21 protein-coding genes are annotated in these 17,863 nt (G+C 29.0%); 9 read left to right on the forward strand and 12 right to left on the reverse strand.

Annotated elements, in window-relative coordinates; translation table 11 throughout:
- Positions 1 to 88: 88 nt before the first annotated feature.
- Positions 89 to 553, forward strand: a complete 465-nt coding sequence (locus CLLT_RS05660; protein WP_012661830.1) for a low molecular weight protein-tyrosine-phosphatase — start codon at positions 89 to 91, stop codon at positions 551 to 553.
- A 182-nt stretch (positions 554 to 735) separates the two neighbouring features.
- Here CLLT_RS05660 and CLLT_RS05665 read toward each other — a convergent pair whose 3' ends face one another.
- From CLLT_RS05665 to ribA, 3 genes are read right to left on the reverse strand one after another with little or no spacing between them, the layout of a single operon-like run.
- Positions 736 to 1,098 carry a hypothetical protein gene (locus tag CLLT_RS05665; protein WP_012661831.1) on the reverse strand — a complete coding sequence of 121 codons (363 nt, stop codon included), beginning with the start codon at positions 1,096 to 1,098 and terminating at the stop codon, positions 736 to 738.
- Positions 1,092 to 1,679 carry a 16S rRNA (guanine(527)-N(7))-methyltransferase RsmG gene (gene rsmG, locus CLLT_RS05670; RefSeq protein WP_041570388.1) on the reverse strand — a complete coding sequence of 196 codons (588 nt, stop codon included), beginning with the start codon at positions 1,677 to 1,679 and terminating at the stop codon, positions 1,092 to 1,094. Before rsmG ends, CLLT_RS05665 begins: the two co-directional genes overlap by 7 nt.
- A gap of 2 nt (positions 1,680 to 1,681) precedes the next feature.
- Positions 1,682 to 2,242 carry a GTP cyclohydrolase II gene (gene ribA, locus CLLT_RS05675; protein ID WP_012661833.1) on the reverse strand — a complete coding sequence of 187 codons (561 nt, stop codon included), beginning with the start codon at positions 2,240 to 2,242 and terminating at the stop codon, positions 1,682 to 1,684.
- 69 nt (positions 2,243 to 2,311) lie between these two features.
- Between ribA and hemB the strand changes: the two genes are divergently transcribed.
- Genes hemB through CLLT_RS05695 form a run of 4 tightly spaced genes read left to right on the forward strand, consistent with a single transcriptional unit; the run spans position 2,312 to position 6,392 of the window.
- Positions 2,312 to 3,292 (forward strand): porphobilinogen synthase, encoded by a 981-nt coding sequence (hemB, locus tag CLLT_RS05680; RefSeq protein ID WP_012661834.1) that lies wholly within the window; start codon positions 2,312 to 2,314, stop codon positions 3,290 to 3,292.
- 2 nt (positions 3,293 to 3,294) lie between these two features.
- Positions 3,295 to 3,780: a DUF2603 domain-containing protein gene (locus CLLT_RS05685; protein WP_012661835.1), complete on the forward strand. Its 486-nt coding sequence runs from the start codon at positions 3,295 to 3,297 to the stop codon at positions 3,778 to 3,780.
- Positions 3,767 to 5,122 carry an oxygen-independent coproporphyrinogen III oxidase gene (hemN, locus tag CLLT_RS05690; protein ID WP_074692982.1) on the forward strand — a complete coding sequence of 452 codons (1,356 nt, stop codon included), beginning with the start codon at positions 3,767 to 3,769 and terminating at the stop codon, positions 5,120 to 5,122. Before CLLT_RS05685 ends, hemN begins: the two co-directional genes overlap by 14 nt.
- A 1-nt stretch (position 5,123) precedes the next feature.
- Entirely contained in the window at positions 5,124 to 6,392 is a 1,269-nt protein-coding gene (locus tag CLLT_RS05695; protein WP_074692980.1) for a (Fe-S)-binding protein, read from the forward strand.
- 3 nt (positions 6,393 to 6,395) lie between these two features.
- On the opposite strand, the gene CLLT_RS05700 is transcribed toward CLLT_RS05695, so the two are convergent.
- Genes CLLT_RS05700 through CLLT_RS05710 form a run of 3 tightly spaced genes read right to left on the reverse strand, consistent with a single transcriptional unit; the run spans position 6,396 to position 8,621 of the window.
- Positions 6,396 to 6,605, reverse strand: coding sequence for a hypothetical protein (locus CLLT_RS05700; RefSeq protein ID WP_012661838.1), 210 nt, complete (start codon positions 6,603 to 6,605; stop codon positions 6,396 to 6,398).
- Between the two features lie 37 nt (positions 6,606 to 6,642).
- Positions 6,643 to 7,650, reverse strand: a complete 1,008-nt coding sequence (locus tag CLLT_RS05705; protein WP_074692979.1) for an alanine racemase — start codon at positions 7,648 to 7,650, stop codon at positions 6,643 to 6,645.
- Entirely contained in the window at positions 7,650 to 8,621 is a 972-nt protein-coding gene (locus CLLT_RS05710) for a L,D-transpeptidase family protein (protein ID WP_012661840.1), read from the reverse strand. The genes CLLT_RS05705 and CLLT_RS05710 overlap by 1 nt, the downstream gene beginning before the upstream one ends.
- 126 nt (positions 8,622 to 8,747) lie before the next feature.
- Here CLLT_RS05710 and CLLT_RS05715 point away from each other — a divergent pair, with 126 nt between their 5' ends.
- The 3 genes from CLLT_RS05715 to CLLT_RS05725 are packed head-to-tail and all read left to right on the forward strand — an operon-like array spanning position 8,748 to position 10,174.
- Positions 8,748 to 9,167, forward strand: coding sequence for a copper chaperone PCu(A)C (locus tag CLLT_RS05715; protein ID WP_074692977.1), 420 nt, complete (start codon positions 8,748 to 8,750; stop codon positions 9,165 to 9,167).
- Complete coding sequence (locus tag CLLT_RS05720; protein ID WP_074692975.1) at positions 9,167 to 9,613, forward strand: hypothetical protein; 447 nt, start codon at positions 9,167 to 9,169, stop codon at positions 9,611 to 9,613. Before CLLT_RS05715 ends, CLLT_RS05720 begins: the two co-directional genes overlap by 1 nt.
- 3 nt (positions 9,614 to 9,616) lie before the next feature.
- A complete protein-coding gene (locus CLLT_RS05725) occupies positions 9,617 to 10,174 on the forward strand; it encodes an SCO family protein (RefSeq protein ID WP_074692974.1) in 558 nt (185 codons plus the stop codon).
- A gap of 11 nt (positions 10,175 to 10,185) precedes the next feature.
- Here the strand turns inward: CLLT_RS05725 and CLLT_RS05730 are convergent, their stop codons facing one another.
- The 6 genes from CLLT_RS05730 to mapA form a co-directional block, all read right to left on the reverse strand.
- On the reverse strand, positions 10,186 to 11,388 hold the full coding sequence (locus CLLT_RS05730; RefSeq protein ID WP_074692972.1) for an ABC transporter permease: 1,203 nt from the start codon (positions 11,386 to 11,388) through the stop codon (positions 10,186 to 10,188).
- Between the two features lie 62 nt (positions 11,389 to 11,450).
- Positions 11,451 to 11,897 (reverse strand): hypothetical protein, encoded by a 447-nt coding sequence (locus CLLT_RS05735; RefSeq protein WP_012661845.1) that lies wholly within the window; start codon positions 11,895 to 11,897, stop codon positions 11,451 to 11,453.
- A complete protein-coding gene (locus CLLT_RS05740; protein WP_012661846.1) occupies positions 11,873 to 12,391 on the reverse strand; it encodes an LPP20 family lipoprotein in 519 nt (172 codons plus the stop codon). Before CLLT_RS05740 ends, CLLT_RS05735 begins: the two co-directional genes overlap by 25 nt.
- Positions 12,392 to 12,451: 60 nt before the next feature.
- Positions 12,452 to 15,028 (reverse strand): DNA gyrase subunit A, encoded by a 2,577-nt coding sequence (gene gyrA, locus CLLT_RS05745; protein ID WP_012661847.1) that lies wholly within the window; start codon positions 15,026 to 15,028, stop codon positions 12,452 to 12,454.
- Between the two features lie 36 nt (positions 15,029 to 15,064).
- Positions 15,065 to 15,637, reverse strand: a complete 573-nt coding sequence (locus tag CLLT_RS05750; RefSeq protein WP_012661848.1) for a ComF family protein — start codon at positions 15,635 to 15,637, stop codon at positions 15,065 to 15,067.
- Positions 15,634 to 16,281: an outer membrane lipoprotein MapA gene (mapA, locus tag CLLT_RS05755; RefSeq protein ID WP_012661849.1), complete on the reverse strand. Its 648-nt coding sequence runs from the start codon at positions 16,279 to 16,281 to the stop codon at positions 15,634 to 15,636. Before mapA ends, CLLT_RS05750 begins: the two co-directional genes overlap by 4 nt.
- A 205-nt stretch (positions 16,282 to 16,486) precedes the next feature.
- Here mapA and CLLT_RS05760 point away from each other — a divergent pair, with 205 nt between their 5' ends.
- A complete protein-coding gene (locus CLLT_RS05760; RefSeq protein WP_012661850.1) occupies positions 16,487 to 17,848 on the forward strand; it encodes a DASS family sodium-coupled anion symporter in 1,362 nt (453 codons plus the stop codon).
- Positions 17,849 to 17,863 lie beyond the last annotated feature (15 nt).

The following is a 17,863-nucleotide window of genomic DNA, read 5'->3' on the forward strand; positions in this document are numbered from 1 at the left end:
AAATTATATCTTAGTTTTAATTAATTTTAAAAAATATTTCAAATTACTGCTATAATTTTGAAAAAACTACACATTTTTTGAGGAAAAAATGACTAAGATTATTTTTATATGTTTAGGAAATATTTGTCGCTCTCCTATGGCTGAATTTATCATGAAAGATCTTTTGATAAAAGAAAATTTAAGTGATAAAATTAGCGTTTGTAGCGCTGGAACATCAGGCTATCATGATGGAGAAGATATGCACATAAAAACCAAAGTCATGTTAAATAATAAAAATATCAACTCCAAGCCATTTTGCAGTCAAAAACTAAACTTAAAAATGTGCGAAGAAAATGATTTGATAATTGTTATGGATAATTCTAATTACAATGATGTAGTTAAAAATTTTCCAAATTTTAAACACAAAATTCGCAAAATCACTTCTTATGCTTTAGAATTAGGATATGATGAAGTTCCCGATCCTTGGTATAGTGGAAATTTTGAAGAAACTTATACTATACTTTCTAATGCTTGTTCTAATCTTTTAAAATCGCTTTATAAAAATTTAAAATAACATTTAATTTGTTTTTTAATTTTATTACTTTAAAAAATTTACCTCAAGGCATGTAAAAATTTTTTGCTTAAAAATTATAAAACCAACCATCAATCTTAATACCGTTATTATACACTTGATAATGCTTATCATTAATCTTGTTTTTGCAAAAAACTCCAAGCTAATACTCTTAGAAATTTAACTTAATTAATATAAGATTTTAAACAAACTCCATCTACATTTAATTCATAAGCTTTTTTTAGATTATTTTTTAAAGCATCAAGCAAAAATACAATTTTAGAATCAAACATATAAAACTCGGCCATCTTTGATGCGATTTTTGCCAAATTTTCATCTTTTATTAAAATGTATTTAGCACCCAATGCATTAGAAAGTAAAATTTCTTCTTCATTTTTAACAAAAATACCAAAATCTACTTTTTCATCTTTTGCATTTTTAATAACCGATTCATCATATTCAAAACAATTCACATTGGTTTTAATAAAAATATTTTCATAATGACTAAATTTTTGCATATTTATCAAAGGATGTCCAAAAATTAACATAGCTTTTCCTTTACTTTTAAAAGACAATAATTTCTAAAACCACGATTGAAAATTTTATAATCTTTCATTCCTTGTAGTTCATCATAAACCTCACTACCTTTATAAAGTAAAAATGAAGTTTTTTCATCGTAAAAACCATTTGAAATTTCAATCAAAGGTTTTATATCCATCAAAGCTCTTGAGGTGATTAAATCTACTTTAAAAGATGGATGATTTTGTAATTTTTCTTTTATAATATTTATATTTATCAAATTAAGCTCAGTTTTAATCACTCTTAAAAAAGAAGCCTTTTTAACGCTGGGCTCAAATAGAAAAAAACTACTATTTTCCAAAATGCATGCTAAAAATATCGCAGGAAAACCAGCCCCACTTCCAATATCAACAATCTTTTTTTTATCAGTCAAATCGCAATAGTCTAAAATTTTTATACTATCAATGATATTACCATCTATATCTTCAAGATGAGTTAGATTATGCACAGCATTAAATTTTTTTAGCAACTCTTTATAAAGTATGATTCTTTGGTAAAAATCATCTTTATTTGCAAAATCTTTTAAAAAATTTAATTGCTCTTCATAAATTTTCAATTTAAATGCCCCATTTGCGTATGTTTAATTTCCAAATAATCTTTATTAAAACGATTTGCTTCAATTAAAATAGGAATTCTTAAATTTACTTTTCCTTTTAAAGAGCTAAGTTTTTCAGGATTATTAGTCAAAAGATTAATCTTAGTAATCTTATAATGATTAAGTATAAAATCTACTATTTCATAACTGCGTTCATCTGCCTTAAATCCTAATTGATGATTCGCCTCTATAGTGTTAAAACCTTTATCTTGCAAAGCATAAGCATTAATTTTATTAAAAAGTCCTATGCCTCTTCCTTCCTGTCTTAGATAAATCACCATGCCGCCATGCTCTTGGATATATTTTAATGAAAAGTCAAGTTGCTCGCCACAATCACATTTTAAACTTCCTAAAACATCACCTGTTAAACATTCTGAATGGATTCTAATATTAACTTCTTTTTCTAATTTTCCTTTAAAAATACAAAGATGTTCTTTGTCATTTTCTTTAAAACTTTGTATATTAAATTCTCCAAAACGAGTGGGAAGTTTTGCTATTTCAGAAATTTGAATAGTCATTATTTTCTTCACCTTTTTACAAAAAATATGCTAGAATTTAAGCAATTTTAACAAACAAAAAGGAAATTTATGTTTAAACGCTTTAGAAGATTAAGACTAAATGAAAATATTAGAAGTCTAGTAAAAGAAAATACTTTAAATTTAGATGATTTAATCTACCCCCTTTTTGTTGTAAATGGCACTAATATTAAAAATGAAATCGCATCTATGCCAGGTGTGTTTCAAATGAGCTTAGATGAAATTTTAAAAGAATGCGAAGAGCTAATTAATCTTGGTATTAAAGCTATTATTTTATTTGGTGTGCTAGAAAGCTCTAAAAAAGATAGCTGTGGAAGTGATGCATTGAATGATGATGGTTTGATTGCTACAAGTCTAAGGGCCATTAAAGCAAAATTTCCGAATTTAGTAGTGATTACTGATCTTTGTTTTTGTGAGTATACTGATCATGGTCATTGTGGTATTATTGATCCAAAAAGTAAAAGCGTGGATAATGATTTAACTTTAGAAATTTCAGCTAAACAAGCTCTAATTCATGCCAAAAACGGTGCTGATATGATAGCACCAAGCGGTATGATGGATGGCATTATTGAAACTTTAAGAAAAACTTTAGATGAAAATGGTTTTGAAAATTTACCTATTATGGCTTATTCTACCAAATTTGCCTCAGCTTATTATGGACCTTTTAGAGATGTGGCTGATTCTGCGCCAAGCTATGGGGATAGAAAAACCTATCAAATGGATTTTGCTAATGGCAAAGAAGCCTTATGCGAGAGCTTAGAAGATGAAAAACAAGGTGCTGATATTTTGATGGTTAAACCAGCACTTGCGTATTTAGATGTAGTTAAAGATATAGCAAATCATTCCAAGCTTCCACTTTGTGTATATAATGTAAGTGGCGAATATGCTTTATTAAAAGCAGGTCAAAAAGCAGGTGTGATTGATTATGAAAAAATAGTGCTTGAAACCATGCTTGCATTTAAAAGAGCAGGAGCTAAGCTTATCATAACTTATCATGCAAAAGAAATTGCAAAATTATTAAACAAGGAGTAAGATTGGATAGTCTAAGTAAAAAAAGTTCTCAAGATATCATTAATGAATTATCAAATTATTTGGGTATAGAAAAACACAATCAAACCGTATTTCATCTAACTCATATAAATGAAAAAGAAAAAAAATTAAGCTTAAAAAATGGCCATGAATTAGCACCTGAACCATGGTTTATAGTAGATGAAAACGGTGAAGTTAAAACTATGTTTTCAGTAAAAACCCTAATTGAATTTTTACAAAATGCCAAAGAGGTGCAAAAAGATAATTTTGAACTTAAATTAGAAAAGGCTATTTACCAACAAATTCCTATTGATTTTAACGATGTTTGGACAGTTGCTATGGATGAGATTAAACATCAAGTTGCTAAAGGTGTAAAAGAAGTAAATATTGATTTAGATCAACTAATTAGCAATATTCATGCTAAACATCCTAATTTGTTTATCAATATGAAAGAAATGATGCAAAAGGTAAAACCAAATGAAAGATTATAAAAGCTTTGTCAAATACTCCAAAGCAGGCCCAAGATATACATCTTATCCTACTGCAGTGGAATTTAACACTCAGTTTAAATATGAAGATTATATACAAATTTTAAAAGAACAAAAAGCACAACTATCTTTGTATTTTCATTTGCCTTTTTGTAGGAGTGCTTGCTATTTTTGTGGTTGTAATGTGATATATACTGCTAAAGAAGAAAGCAAAGAAAGATATTTAAGCTATCTTTTTAAAGAACTTGAACTTTTAGCAAATATCATCAACACCCAAAGAGAAGTAGCTCAAATGCATTTTGGTGGTGGAACCCCTACTTTCTTTTCCGCCAAGCAATTGCAAAAATTAATCTTAAAAATAAAAAACATTTTTCCAAATTTTACCCAAGATAGTGAGATAAGTTGTGAGATTGATCCTAGATTTTTAAACGAAGAGCAAGCTGATGTTTTAATTAGCAATGGTTTTAATCGTATTAGTTTTGGGGTGCAAGATTTTGATGAAAAAGTTCAAAAGGAAATTCATAGAATTCAACCCTTTGAATTAACCAAAAATGCTGTGGATATGGTAAGAAAAAAAGGCATAAAGTCTGTAAATATGGATTTAATCTATGGTCTTCCTTATCAAAGTTTAGAAAGTTTTGAACAAACTCTAGAAAAAGCATTGTTAATTAACCCTGATCGTTTTGCTATATTTAATTACGCTCATGTGCCTTGGCTTAAAAAAAATATGAGAAAATTTGATGAAAGTACATTACCAAGCCCTGATGTAAAACTTCAGATTCTAGAATATTGTGAAATTTTCTTAACTCAAAATGGGTATAAAATGATAGGAATGGATCATTTTGCAAAACCTCAAGATGAGCTTTTTAAAGCTTTAGAAAATGGTAGTTTACATAGAAATTTTCAAGGCTATACTACTAAAGGTGGGACTGATTTAATAGGCATTGGCTTAACAAGCATAGGTGAAGGGCAAAGACATTATATGCAAAATTTCAAAGACATGCCAAGCTATGAAAAAGCCATTGATGAGGGTAGATTACCTTGTGAAAAAGGCATTATGCTTGATGATGATGATGAATTAAGAAAAGCTGTCATTATGGAACTTATGAGTAATTTTGCACTTAATATAAAAAATATAGAAAATAAATTTAAGATTGACTTTTTTGAATATTTTAAACAAGATTTAAAAGAACTTGAAGAACTTAGCGAATTTGTCACTATAGATGAAAATTATATCAAAGTTAATGAAACAGGAGTGCTTTTAATACGCAATATTGCTATGTGTTTTGATAAATATTTAAAACGCATTAGTGAAGATAAAAAAGTATTTTCTAAAACGGTTTAATATGCTAAATGTTAATGAAATTTCTAATGCTTGCGTAAAATGTGGCAAATGCATACCAGTTTGTACTATACATGAGATAAACCGCGATGAGAGCACTTCTCCTCGTGGTTTTTTGGATTTAATTAGCGCTTATAAAAACCAAGAACTAGAACTTGATGAAAATCTTAAAAAAACTTTTGAATCATGTTTTTTATGCACAAATTGCGTTGAAGTTTGCCCAAGTCATTTAAGAGTAGATAGTGCTATTGAAAAAGTACGCTTTGATATAGCACAAAAATTTGGTATAGCATGGTATAAAAAACTTGCTTTCTTTTTTTTAAGACACAGAAAGACTTTAGATATCCTAGCAAGATTAGGCTATGTTTTTCAAAGTTGTGCTTTTAGCTTGCAACATAAAAATTTAGGCATGAAAGCCAAATTTAACCTACCTTTAATCAAAAAAAACCGCTTGTTACCTTCTTTAGCTAAAAAAAGTTTTTTAGCCTCTAATCCTGATTTTATAAACAATCAAGGTGAAAAGAATATAGGGCTTTTTATAGGTTGTTTGTCTAATTATTCTTACACTAATACAGGTTTTGCCTTGCTTGAAATTTGTAAGCATCTTAAAATTAATGTTGATTTGTTAAAAGATCAATCTTGCTGTGGCGCTCCTCATTATTTTACCGGAGATTTTAACAGTGTAGAAAAATTAGCTAAAAAAAATATCGTTTATTTTGAGGAAAAATTAAAAACACTAGATTATATCATTATCCCAGAAGCGACCTGCTCTGCGATGATTGATATAGACTATGAACATTTTTTCCATATGCAAAATAATGAAGAATGGGCAATAAGAGCTAAAAATATTTCTGATAAAATACTACTTGCAACAAAATATTTTTATGAATACACTAATTTAGAAGAACTTTTAAAAACAAAGAAAAAAATAAATACAAAAATTGCATATCATGACCCTTGTCATGCAAGAAAAATGCAAGGGGTTTTTAAAGAACCAAGAGCTTTGCTAAAGCAAAACTATGCTTTTAAAGAACTTATTAAGTCAAATGAGTGCTGTGGCTTTGGTGGAGTTAGCATGCAAACTGATCATTATGAAAAAGCTTTGCAAGTTGGCATAAAAAAAGCCCAAAACATACAAAAAAGTGATATAGAAATCATTAGCGCAGAATGCTCAGCTTGTAGAATGCAAATTTCGAATGCATTAGAGCATGAAAAAATTTCCACAAGATTTTTACACCCATTAGAACTTATAGCTAAAACGCTTCAAGATTAAAAACTAATCTTGATGCTTAATATCTTCAATGTTTGATCTATTTTTTTCTATTAAAATTCTATTTTGCTCTATGTTTTCACTATTTTTCTTGCATTCATTTTTTAAAATCTCTATATTTTTATGCAAAATCTTTATTTTTCTTTCATAACGATTAATCAGCAAAAACACTATAAATAAAAATAAAATTAAAATAGCCCAATTTAAAAATGCCATACTTATCCTTTCTTTAGATATATTAGTACTTTTTATCTTAAATTACAATTCTTTTTAAATTTGGAGAAAGTTTTACTAAAATTTCATAATTAATAGTATTAAAAAAACTAGCCATAACATTGGCATCATTTAAAACACAAATTACCTCACCATCATTCTCACAAGAAAAACTATCCATAGACATTTTTCCAAGTATTTTTTTACCATTAGGAAGAAAAAAATCTTTTTTACCATCATAACGCAAAAGCCCATCAGCATAACCTAAATCATAAGTTGCTATTTCGATATCTTCTTTTGCACTATACATTCCACCATAACCAACACTTTGACCTTTTTTTAACACTCTTTGGCTTAATTTTTCAGCCCATAAACTCAAAACCTTACGCAAGTCTTTACTAAAATATGCATAACCAAATTGCACAAGCCCCACTCTACAATACTCATCATCTTCTAAAGTATTTGCTCTAAATAAAGCTTCAGAATTATGAGAATGAAATACTAAGCTCTTAGCCTCTTCTTGTAATAAATTATAAATTATCTTTTTTGCGTATTGAAAATTTTGTTTTTGTACAAAATAACTTGCATCTACTTCATCGCTTCCTGCAAAATGCATCATCACTCCATGAAGTATCAAATTATTACTTTTTAACCCTTGCAGCACTTCTTGAATTTCTTCAGGTAAAATTCCATTTCTATGCATATTTGTATCTATGACTAAATGAATTTTTGTATTTTTTTTAAGCTTTTTTATATTATTTTTATCATTTAAAGCATAAATAAATTTTTCACTTTCATTGCCATGTGGATGATGAGATAAAATTAGGATATTATCAAAAATATTTTCAAGCTCTTTTGCTTCAACTTCATTTTTTACGGCTATAAAATTTATACCTTTTGCTCTAGCTATAGGAGCTAAAAGTTTAGCTCCATGACCATAAGCATTATCTTTAAAAACACAAATTACTTTTTCATAAACTCCAGCCTTAGAGGCTATTAGGTCAAGATTATACTCATAAGCTAAGCGATCAATTTTTATATAAGCCATTATTGTTCAGCTAAAATTTGCATTTTATCTTCAACTAGCTTAACATAAAGAACTTTTTCTCCTTTGAATTTATAATTAGTACTACGATAATCTTCATAAAATCCTATTCTGAAAATTTTCTCATTTTTATCATTTGGATAAGGACTTATGCTAAGATCTGAAAATTTAATAGTTTTTTCTTCTTTTTTAGCAAAAATTCTTTGCTTGTTTTTTGCAAACTGCTCATATGAAAATTTATTATTATGTTTGAATATTTTTTGATCATAAAAAGATAAGTATTTACTAATATCACTTTTTTGCCAACTATCCTTCCAAGCAAATAAATTTGCTAACAAAATAGCAACTTCTTCATGGTTTGCTCTTACTTTATTTTTTTCTTCTGTCATTGCATATGATTTTCTATCAGCGACTAATTTATTAAAATCTTCTAGCAAATCATTTTGTACAGCAATGCAACCTCTAGTTTTATAAGTATCCAAACGCGTTCCATCTAAAGGGTACCCATGAATCCAAATTCCACCACCTGTTTTACCCAAAGTTTTATCTAAAACATTTGGATAAGTTGTTGCAAAAGCAAATGGTCCATAATATGGATCACCAGGATAAAATTTCTTTCCAAGCTCATAAAAACCTATAGGAGTTTTTAAATCCCCTTCTATTTCTTTATCTCCAGCCAAGCCAGTTAAGACATCTTTTTGAATAAATTTCTTTTCTACTTTTCCATCATTATAGTGATAAACCCTGATGATTTTATCGCTTTTATTGGTCAATACAATAGCTACATTTTCTTCATAGTAACCAAGGCTAACATTTTTATCTTTTATCTCATCAAGCCAAAAATCTTTCTTGCTTAATTCTTGCTCTAACACCTTTTCAACTGCATCAATACCTTGATTTAAATAAATTTTTGCAAGATCACTTGCATTTACAAATACAACCAGACTAAATAATACCAATATAGTTTTAAACAATTTATACCTTTCTATTAAAATTTAAAACAACAAAGAGATAATTATAATATTTTTACAATAAATATATTTTTAATTTTTTCCGTGTATAATGTTTATTGATTAACTAAAAAATATAAAGGAATAATAATGAAAAAAATACTTAGTTTGGCTATATTAAGCACCTTTGCTATTGCAAATGAAATCGCTATAAATGATCCTTATATTAGACAAACTCCGCCAAATTCTAAAACAACAGCAATTTTTTTAGAACTTAAAAACAACTCTGATAAAGATATAAAACTAATAAAAGCTCAAAGCTCATTAAGTGATACAACTGAAATTCACGATCATATCATGGAAAATGGTAAAAAAATGATGGTGCAAATCCCTCAAATTACTATAAAAGCTAATTCAAGCACTGAACTTAAACCAGGTGGCATGCATATCATGATACTAAATCTTAAAGAGAATATCACGCCTCAAACCAAAGCTAATTTAACACTTTATTTTGATGATAATAGCACAATTGAACTAAAAGATATCAAGTCAAGAAGCATTAAAAAATAATGAAAAATCTACTTGCCTTTGCCCTAGCTATAATTTTTGCTATATGCGGGGCTTATTTTTATACCAATTCAACAAATTCTGGAAAAAAAAGAGAATTACTCACCACTCTAACGCCTTTAACATGCGATCTAAACACCCAAGAGTGTGAGTATAATTTTAAAGATAAAAAAGTCTTGATAAATTTAAATCCAAAGCCTATAGCTACACTAAATGAACTTGATTTAAATATCACTAATTTAGGTGAGTTTAAAAAATTAAATGCTAGAGTTTATGGACTTAATATGTATATGGGAGATATTGTTCCACAATTTAAGAAAATCAACAACACCTACCATGCTAAATTAGTTTTAAGCTCTTGCACACTAGAAGTGATGCGTTTTAGAATAGAACTTTTTGATGATGAAACTCCACTAGATTTTTATTTTGACTTTGATGTAAAAAGGTAAAGTATGAAAAAAATAAATATTTTTTTATTAATTGTGGTAATTTTTGGGGTGTTTTTTATATCAGTGCAGTATTTTGAAAATAACAAATATAATTTTCACTTAAATTCTGAAAAAGGCATACTTAGTTTAAAAGATTTTATCGGTAAAAAATTGATTGTATATTTTGGCTATACTTATTGTCCTGATGTTTGCCCTAGCGAACTTGCATTAATTGCCAATGTTTTAGAAAAAATGCCAAATAAAGAAAAAGCTCATGTGGTATTTATCTCACTAGATCCAGCAAGAGATAACAATCTAACTCAAACTAATCAGTGGGTAAAATATTTTTATCCAAATTCTACTGCTTTAGTTGCCAAAGATGAAAAGGAATTGGAAAAAGTTGCTAAAAATTATGGTGTGATATATGAAAAAATCAATCTCAAAGATTCTGCTATGGGATATTCTATAGCACATAGTGGTGAATTTTATCTGATCGATGAAAATGGAAAATTTATTAAAACTATAAAAGATATTAGTTATGAAAACTTTTTTAACGAAATTCAAAAATTCTTAAACGAATAAATTTTTACAATTTATTCGTTTCTTAAAGTATCTAAAATATCTACTTGAGTTGCTTTTTTGGCAGGATAATAAGAAGATAAACTTACAATCACAATAGCTCCAAAAAGTGTAGCGCAAAAATCAACTAAAGAAAGCTCTAATGGCAATTTACTCATACCATAAACATCACTTGGCAAAGAAATAATGTCAAAATTTCCAAGTACCCACAAAGCTATAGCTGCAAGAATCACACCTGCTATAATGCCACTTCCACCTATTAAAAACCCTAAAGAAAAAAAGGTTTTTTTAATCTCTAGTTTACTAGCACCTAAGGAAAGCAATAAAGCTATTTCACTGCGTCTATTCATTACTATCATAAGTAATGAACTAACTATATTTAAACTTGCAACTAAAATAATCAACATTAATACTATAAACAAAGCCCTTTTTTCTAAAGCAAGCGCTGCAAAGAAATTCCCATTTTGCTCCCACCAACCTATGCTAGCATATCTTGCACCCAAAAAATCTTCAATTTGTTTAATATCTTCAAAAGGTTTATTTGAATACACATGCACTCCATCGTAACTTCCTTGGGGATATGATAAAATTTTAGCTAAGGCTTTAACATCTGTATACATATAAGCTTTATCATAGGCTAATAGTCCTGAAGAAAAATCAGCCTTAACATCAAATCTTTTAACCTGTGGGATAAGCGAAAGTCCACTAGCATTAAGATTAGAAAAAATTAGAGTTATTTTTTCATTATAATCAAGTCCAAATTCATCTTTTAAACCCTTGCCAATTAAAATATCAAAACTGTCTAATTTTTTATTTTCTAAAGCTTGTGCTATGACTTCATTAATTTTTTTTTCATCTTCAAAATTAACCCCAAAAAGCATACCACCTTCTAATTTTAAATCATTTCTTGCTATTACTTGAGTAGCAATATAAGGACTAAATAATAAATTTGGGAATTTGATTCTTAACTCTTGCAGTATTTTATCATCAACACTTGCTCCAAAACGCGGTAATATAGTGATAGGATAATTCATCGTAAAAAGCTTTCTTTCAAATTCCTTATCAAAACCATTCATAATAGCCATTGCAACTAAAAGCACGCAAAGCCCTATGCTCACACCTAAAAAAGCTAAAATTTTTGAAAGCATGATAAAGGGTTGATCTTTATCAAAACGCAAATATTTAAATAATAAATAACGAGAGATACTTTTTTGCATTTTCTACTCTTAATATTTTTTTAAGTATTTTAACTTGATTTTTATAAAAGCTAGCTTTGTATTCATTTAAGATAATATACAAAGGCGCTATTATCATGAAATTCAACTATAAATCTTAAAGGTAAAATTCTCACATAAGTTTCACTTTGCGCACTTGCTTGTTCACTTTTTACAAAGTCTTTTACATCTATTTTTGAGTTCAAAAAGCAATCAATTAAATCATTTTTATGAGTATTTAAAAAGTTAAATTTATCTAACTTTGTCATTTTCTCTTCATCTACCATGCCAAAATCATTACGTACTAAAGATTTCAAGTCACTTGGTGTATAAACTAACTCACAAGCGTATTCTAAATTCTTTTTTTTACTCTTGGTCATAGCCATAGAAATAGTTTCATTTTGATGAAAAAGGATTAAATTTTTATTAGAGAGTTCTGCCCAAAATATAAATTCATCTTGGGCAGTAGCATTAAAAATTATAAGGATTAATAAGCAAACAATTCTTTCCACTTGTCAGCATCAATTTTAAGTTCTACATTTACTCTATAAAGGCCATCTTTAAAGTCTTGGTCAACTACACTTGCATTTTTAATCAAACCATTTACTTGTGCTGTGATGGTTGAACTTTTAAGCATTGCATCTTTTACTGTATCTTTACCATTAACTCTTACGCCATATAACTTACTAGCTAACTGTCTATAAGCATCAGTAATCGCTGCTCTTTTAGCTAAAGCCAAAGCTTGGCCAACAGAAACTGTATTCAAAGGAGCAATGCCCTCACCTACTGCTGTGAAAGTTAGATCATTGTCTGTACTTGTATCATTTGCAAGCATTTTTTCTTCTCTAATGATATTACGCACATCATCTTTATCTACTTTTTGAACTACAACATCAGAATTCGTAGCTTGAGTAGCTTGAGTTTGAGTAGGTTTCATACCTCTTTGATCTAGCGCACACGCACTAAAACCTAAAGCCAAACAAAACATAAAAATAACTTTTTTCATTTTTACACCTTCAATTTATTTGATATTATTTGAGATAGCAAAAAGCATTCCAGAATTTTACTATTCTAAATTTAAATCTATATTAGTTTCAGTATCTAACTCCTCATCTTCTTCTTTAGGACACTTAGCAATACTTACAACCTCATCATTTTCCACATTAACAACTATAACACCACTTGTATTTCTACCAGCTTTTCTTATGCTTTGCATGTCAACTCTAATCATCTTACCGCTAGTTGTTAGCGCCATTAAATCCATGCTTTCATCCACTATGACAACACTGATTAAATCTTTTGTTTTTGCATTAAGCTTCATACAAATAACGCCTTTTCCGCCTCTACTTTGTAGTCTATACTCTCCAGCATCGGTACGCTTACCTATACCTTTAGCACTTACACTTAAAATTTCTTGAGCATCATTTTCTATAACAACAGCACCTACAAGCTCATCATTTTTTTCTTTAAATTTAATAGCAGTCACACCTCTACTAACACGACCAATTTCTCTAACTTTAGCAAGTGGGAATTTAATACACATACCTTTTTTAGTAACTGCAAAAAGCATTTTACCAACTGCTACATTTTCTAACTCTTCGTTATTCTCAAGCACTTCATTTTCTAAATTTTCCTCATCTTCTAATGCTTGATTTGACATTTCATTTTCATCTCTTGCAACAATTATCGCAGTAACAAGCTCATCATTTTCATCTAAATTTATAGCTTTTACACCAACACTTCTTATATTTTGATATTCGCTTAAATTTGTGCGTTTTACGATACCATTTTTAGTAAAGAAACACAATGATTTACTCTCATCAAAATCAGTTGTAGGGATAATTGCCATGATTTTTTCATCAGCTTGCAAATTTATAAGATTTACCACAGCTTTTCCTTTAGCAGTCCTACTACCTTCTGGAATTTTATAAACTTTTAACCAATAAAGCTGACCACGATCTGTTACAAACATTAAAGTATCATGAGTGTTTGCTGTAAAGAAGTTTTCTATAAAATCATCATCATAAGTTGTAACTGCAACCTTACCTTTGCCACCGCGTTTTTGTTTTTCATATTGCTTACTTGGAACGCGTTTAATATAACCACGATGAGTGATAGTAACCACCATATTTTCATTAGGTATTAAATCTTCTATATCAATATCATCATAATCATCTTCAATTTGAGTAATTCTTGGTACATCAAATTTAGATCTTATTTCTTTTAGCTCATCTTTGATTAAATTTTCAAGCAAAGCTTCGCTTTTTAAAATTTCATCAAGCCTCTCTATTTCAGCTAATAATTCTTTTAATTCATTATCTATTTTTTCTCTTTCAAGTCCTGTTAAACGGCCAAGTTTCATATCTAAAATCGCGTTTGATTGAAGCTCACTTAGACCAAATTTTTGCATTAATAAATTTTTAGCTGTTGGATTATCTGGAGAATTTTTTATCAAGGCTATAACTTCATCAATATTATCTAAAGCTATTTTTAAACCTTCTAAAATATGCGCTCTAGCTCTTGCTTTTTGAAGTTCAAAAATAGTTCTTCTAATGATCACAGTTTTTCTATGATTTAAAAATAATTTTAAAAGTTCTATTAAAGAAAATACTTTTGGCTCTTTATTATGTATGGCAAGCATTATTACACCAAAGGTACTTTCCATGGTTGTTGATTTAAATAAATTATTTAAAACTATCTCACTCATAGCATCGCGTTTTAGCTCAATTACTACACGAATTCCTTCTCTATCGCTTTCATCTCTAACTTCAGCAATACCTTCAATTTGCTTTTCTTTGGCTAAATCAGCAATTTGCTCTATCAATCTTGCTTTATTGGTTTGATAAGGAAGTTCATCGATGACTATTATGTCTTTATTTGCTCTTTTTTCTATATGGGTTTTAGCTCTTACTTTAACCCTACCACGACCAGTGCGATAAGCTTCTATAATGCCTTTTTTACCATATATAATCCCACCAGTTGGAAAATCAGGCCCTTTGATAAACTGCATTATTTCTTCTAAAGAACTTTCTTTATTGTCTATTAAATATAAAAGCCCATCGATTAATTCATTTAAACTATGCGGTGGGATATTTGTAGCCATACCAACAGCTATACCACTTGATCCATTAAGCAATAAATTTGGCACCCTAGCAGGTAAAACATCAGGCTCACTCATAGAATCATCATAATTTGGTACAAAATCAACCGTATCTTTATCAATATCACGCAACAATTCTTCAGCTAAAATAGTCATTCTAGCCTCAGTATAACGCATAGCAGCAGCGCCATCCCCATCAATAGAGCCAAAGTTACCTTGTCCATCAACACTTGGATAACGCATAGAAAAATCTTGTGCCATTCTAACCAAAGCATCATATACAGCAACATCACCATGCGGATGATACTTACCTATAACATCCCCTACTATACGAGCTGATTTTTTATATGCACTACGACTTCCAACGCCTAAATCATTCATAGCATATAAAATTCTTCTATGAACAGGCTTAAGTCCATCCCTTGCATCAGGCAAAGCACGGCCTATAATAACACTCATAGAATAATCTAAATAACTACTTTTTATAGAACTTTCTATATCTATATTTTCAATATCTGAATCTTTAGTAAAAATATTTTCCATAAAAATCCTTAAAATTAATCTTTATATTTTAGCAAATTATTCTTTTGCATTAGCTAAAACTAAAGCAAAAAGTACTTTAATATTATTTTTTTCTAAAAGCTCTCTTGCTTCAAGCAAGCTTAATCCCGTAGTTACCACATCATCTACTAAAATTACAGGGTATTTTGGGCGCTTTAAAAGCTTATAAGATCTTTTATTATCTTTGCGAAATTGCAAACTTTTCCCACTATATTTAAATTCTGAATTAGCTTGCAAAGTATGATACATAGGTTTTATGAATTGAGTTTTTAAATACTTGGTTAAAATAGCAGTATGAGAGTAATTTTTATATGTTTTATCATCTAAGGCTATGGCATTAATTTCACAAGAGGGTTGAAAAAAATCTTTAAATTTGGCAAAGCTTAATTTTGCAAGTGCATTTAAAACAAAATAGCCTTGAAATTTGTGTTTAAAATAAATCAGATGCTTAATTTGTTCATATTGATAAAAATAATAAACTTTAAAATTACCCTCAAGTTCTCTTATACCTAAAGAATATTCTAAAAGTTCTTCTTTGCAAGCTGGACAAAAGCTTGCAAAGGAAAATCCATGACAGCTAAAACACCTCACAAAGAACTGATAATATCTGCAGATTTATTAGCTACTTGTTTTATAAGGAGCTGAGTGAAGAAAGGCAGATCTTTAATATTATAAAAACCTTTAACTTCTTGCTTGGTTTTAATGTTAATAGTTTTATTAGTGTTAATATCTTTTAATGTTAACTGACTAGCGATAATTGAAAATAAAGAATTAGAATCGAATTTAGAATAAAAATCATTAAAACTTAAATCTACTCTTAGAACATAAGGGGAATCTTGTGTATTTTCAACCACTACTATACCTCTATTCTCTAATTCTTCTTTTAAAAACACATAAAAATAGTAGTTAAAATTTTCATTAATATAATAATTACTTCCATTAGAAGAAGAATATTTCAAATTCTCATTTAAATCATACACTCTATGAATATAAACTTTTTTCAAAGAAGCGCTTTTATCAATTGTTCTTTTATTCGTGCAATACTTAAGTCCTACATCACTAATATACACAAGACCTTTAATTTTTGCTTCATATGCTTTAGAATCAGAAGGATTGTAACACTCTGCTTGAATTTTTATAACTTCATTAACCTTAGCTATACCTTGATTTTTAGGGTTTATAGCACAAGCACCAAAAAACAAAGTTAAAATACATACGAATATTTTTTTAAACATTATCTTTCCTTAAAAGCAATCATCTTTTTGATTAAGATGATTTTTAATCAGCAAAAATTATACCAAAAACAAATGAATTTTGCTAAAAATTACTTTTTTTCACACAAAAATAATTTTGTAAAAAAAATTATATAAAAATTAATATTTAAAAGAAAATTCATTTAGAATATGTTACAAAACTACAATATTTTAAAGGAGTTACTAAATGAGTTCGAACACAAAAACACTCATAGTCATTGCTGATTTAGTGTTATTTATCGCTTTGCTTTATTTCTCACCCTTTGGTGAAACAAAAGTAAATCAAGGCTTATCTTTACTTATTTTCGTTGCCATACTTTGGCTTAGTGAAGCACTACATGTTACCATTACCGCTATTTTGGTTCCAGTGTTAGCTGCGATCTTAGGTTTACTACCCACATCAAAGGCATTAAGCAGTTTTGCTGATTCAAATATCTTTTTATTCTTTGGAGGATTTGCGCTAGCTGCTGCGATGCATCATCAAAAACTTGACAAAATGATAGCTTATAAAATTCTTTCTTTAGCTAAGGGGCATTTAGGGTTGTCAAGTTTATATATTTTTATCACTACTGCTTTTTTATCCATGTGGATGAGTAATACCGCAACAGCAGCCATGATGCTTCCGCTTGCCATTGGTATGCTAGCTTCATTAGATGAAAAAAACGACAGAAATACCTTTGTTTTTGTACTTTTAGGTATAGCTTTTAGTGCAAGTATAGGTGGTATAGGAACCATAGTTGGAACCCCGCCAAATGCTATAGTAGCAACCCAATTAAACATAAGTTTTGCTCAATGGCTACAATATGGAATTCCAATTATGTTAGTATTTTTGCCAGCTATGATTTTAATTTTATTTTTTGTTTTTAGGCCTAAATTTAACATGAGAATTGATTTTCAAACAGATCATATAGAATTTACAAGAGCTAGAATCATCACTTTAATTATATTTTTAATAGTTGCTTTAGCTTGGATTTTTAGTGGTAAACTAGGGCCTATTATTACAGGAATTTTTGGACATAAAATAGCAAATCTTGATGCAATCATTGCTTTACTTGCAGCAATTTTAGTATGTGCTTTTAAAGTGATTGATTGGAAGAGTATACAAAAAAATACTGATTGGGGTGTTTTGATGCTCTTTGGTGGAGGTATTACTCTAAGTGTTGTATTAAAAGATTCTGGCGCCAGTAAAGTAATGGCTGACACAATCATTTCATTTATAGAAAATGGACATTTATTTGTCATAGGATTGATTGTAGCATTCTTCATAGTATTTTTAACAGAATTTACCTCTAACACAGCTTCGGCTGCTCTTTTAGTGCCTTTGTTTATTTCTATCGCAGAAACTTTGGGAGTTCCCGCTTTAGGGCTTGCTTTAATTATTGCTATAGGTGCTTCTTGTGCTTTCATGCTACCAGTTGCTACACCGCCAAATGCTATAGTTTTTGGCACAGGCCATATAAAACAACAAGAAATGGTTAAAGTTGGAATTATACTAAATATTTTCTGCTCTGTAAGTATTGCTATCATAGCTTATTTGTTTTGGCTTTAATCTTTTTAGTCCTTC

The organism is Campylobacter lari subsp. lari, from assembly GCF_013372185.1.
GTDB lineage: Bacteria > Campylobacterota > Campylobacteria > Campylobacterales > Campylobacteraceae > Campylobacter_D > Campylobacter_D lari.

Bases quoted from the DNA above. Each gene is read 5' to 3' on its own strand.
- CLLT_RS05660 (WP_012661830.1), top strand. From the start codon at position 89: ATGACTAAGATTATTTTTATATGTTTAGGAAATATTTGTCGCTCTCCT.
- CLLT_RS05665 (WP_012661831.1), bottom strand. From the start codon at position 1,098: ATGTTAATTTTTGGACATCCTTTGATAAATATGCAAAAATTTAGTCAT.
- ribA (WP_012661833.1), bottom strand. From the start codon at position 2,242: ATGACTATTCAAATTTCTGAAATAGCAAAACTTCCCACTCGTTTTGGA.
- hemB (WP_012661834.1), top strand. From the start codon at position 2,312: ATGTTTAAACGCTTTAGAAGATTAAGACTAAATGAAAATATTAGAAGT.
- hemN (WP_074692982.1), top strand. From the start codon at position 3,767: ATGAAAGATTATAAAAGCTTTGTCAAATACTCCAAAGCAGGCCCAAGA.
- CLLT_RS05695 (WP_074692980.1), top strand. From the start codon at position 5,124: ATGCTAAATGTTAATGAAATTTCTAATGCTTGCGTAAAATGTGGCAAA.
- CLLT_RS05700 (WP_012661838.1), bottom strand. From the start codon at position 6,605: ATGGCATTTTTAAATTGGGCTATTTTAATTTTATTTTTATTTATAGTG.
- CLLT_RS05705 (WP_074692979.1), bottom strand. From the start codon at position 7,650: ATGGCTTATATAAAAATTGATCGCTTAGCTTATGAGTATAATCTTGAC.
- CLLT_RS05715 (WP_074692977.1), top strand. From the start codon at position 8,748: ATGAAAAAAATACTTAGTTTGGCTATATTAAGCACCTTTGCTATTGCA.
- CLLT_RS05720 (WP_074692975.1), top strand. From the start codon at position 9,167: ATGAAAAATCTACTTGCCTTTGCCCTAGCTATAATTTTTGCTATATGC.
- CLLT_RS05725 (WP_074692974.1), top strand. From the start codon at position 9,617: ATGAAAAAAATAAATATTTTTTTATTAATTGTGGTAATTTTTGGGGTG.
- CLLT_RS05730 (WP_074692972.1), bottom strand. From the start codon at position 11,388: ATGCAAAAAAGTATCTCTCGTTATTTATTATTTAAATATTTGCGTTTT.
- CLLT_RS05740 (WP_012661846.1), bottom strand. From the start codon at position 12,391: ATGAAAAAAGTTATTTTTATGTTTTGTTTGGCTTTAGGTTTTAGTGCG.
- gyrA (WP_012661847.1), bottom strand. From the start codon at position 15,028: ATGGAAAATATTTTTACTAAAGATTCAGATATTGAAAATATAGATATA.
- mapA (WP_012661849.1), bottom strand. From the start codon at position 16,281: ATGTTTAAAAAAATATTCGTATGTATTTTAACTTTGTTTTTTGGTGCT.
- CLLT_RS05760 (WP_012661850.1), top strand. From the start codon at position 16,487: ATGAGTTCGAACACAAAAACACTCATAGTCATTGCTGATTTAGTGTTA.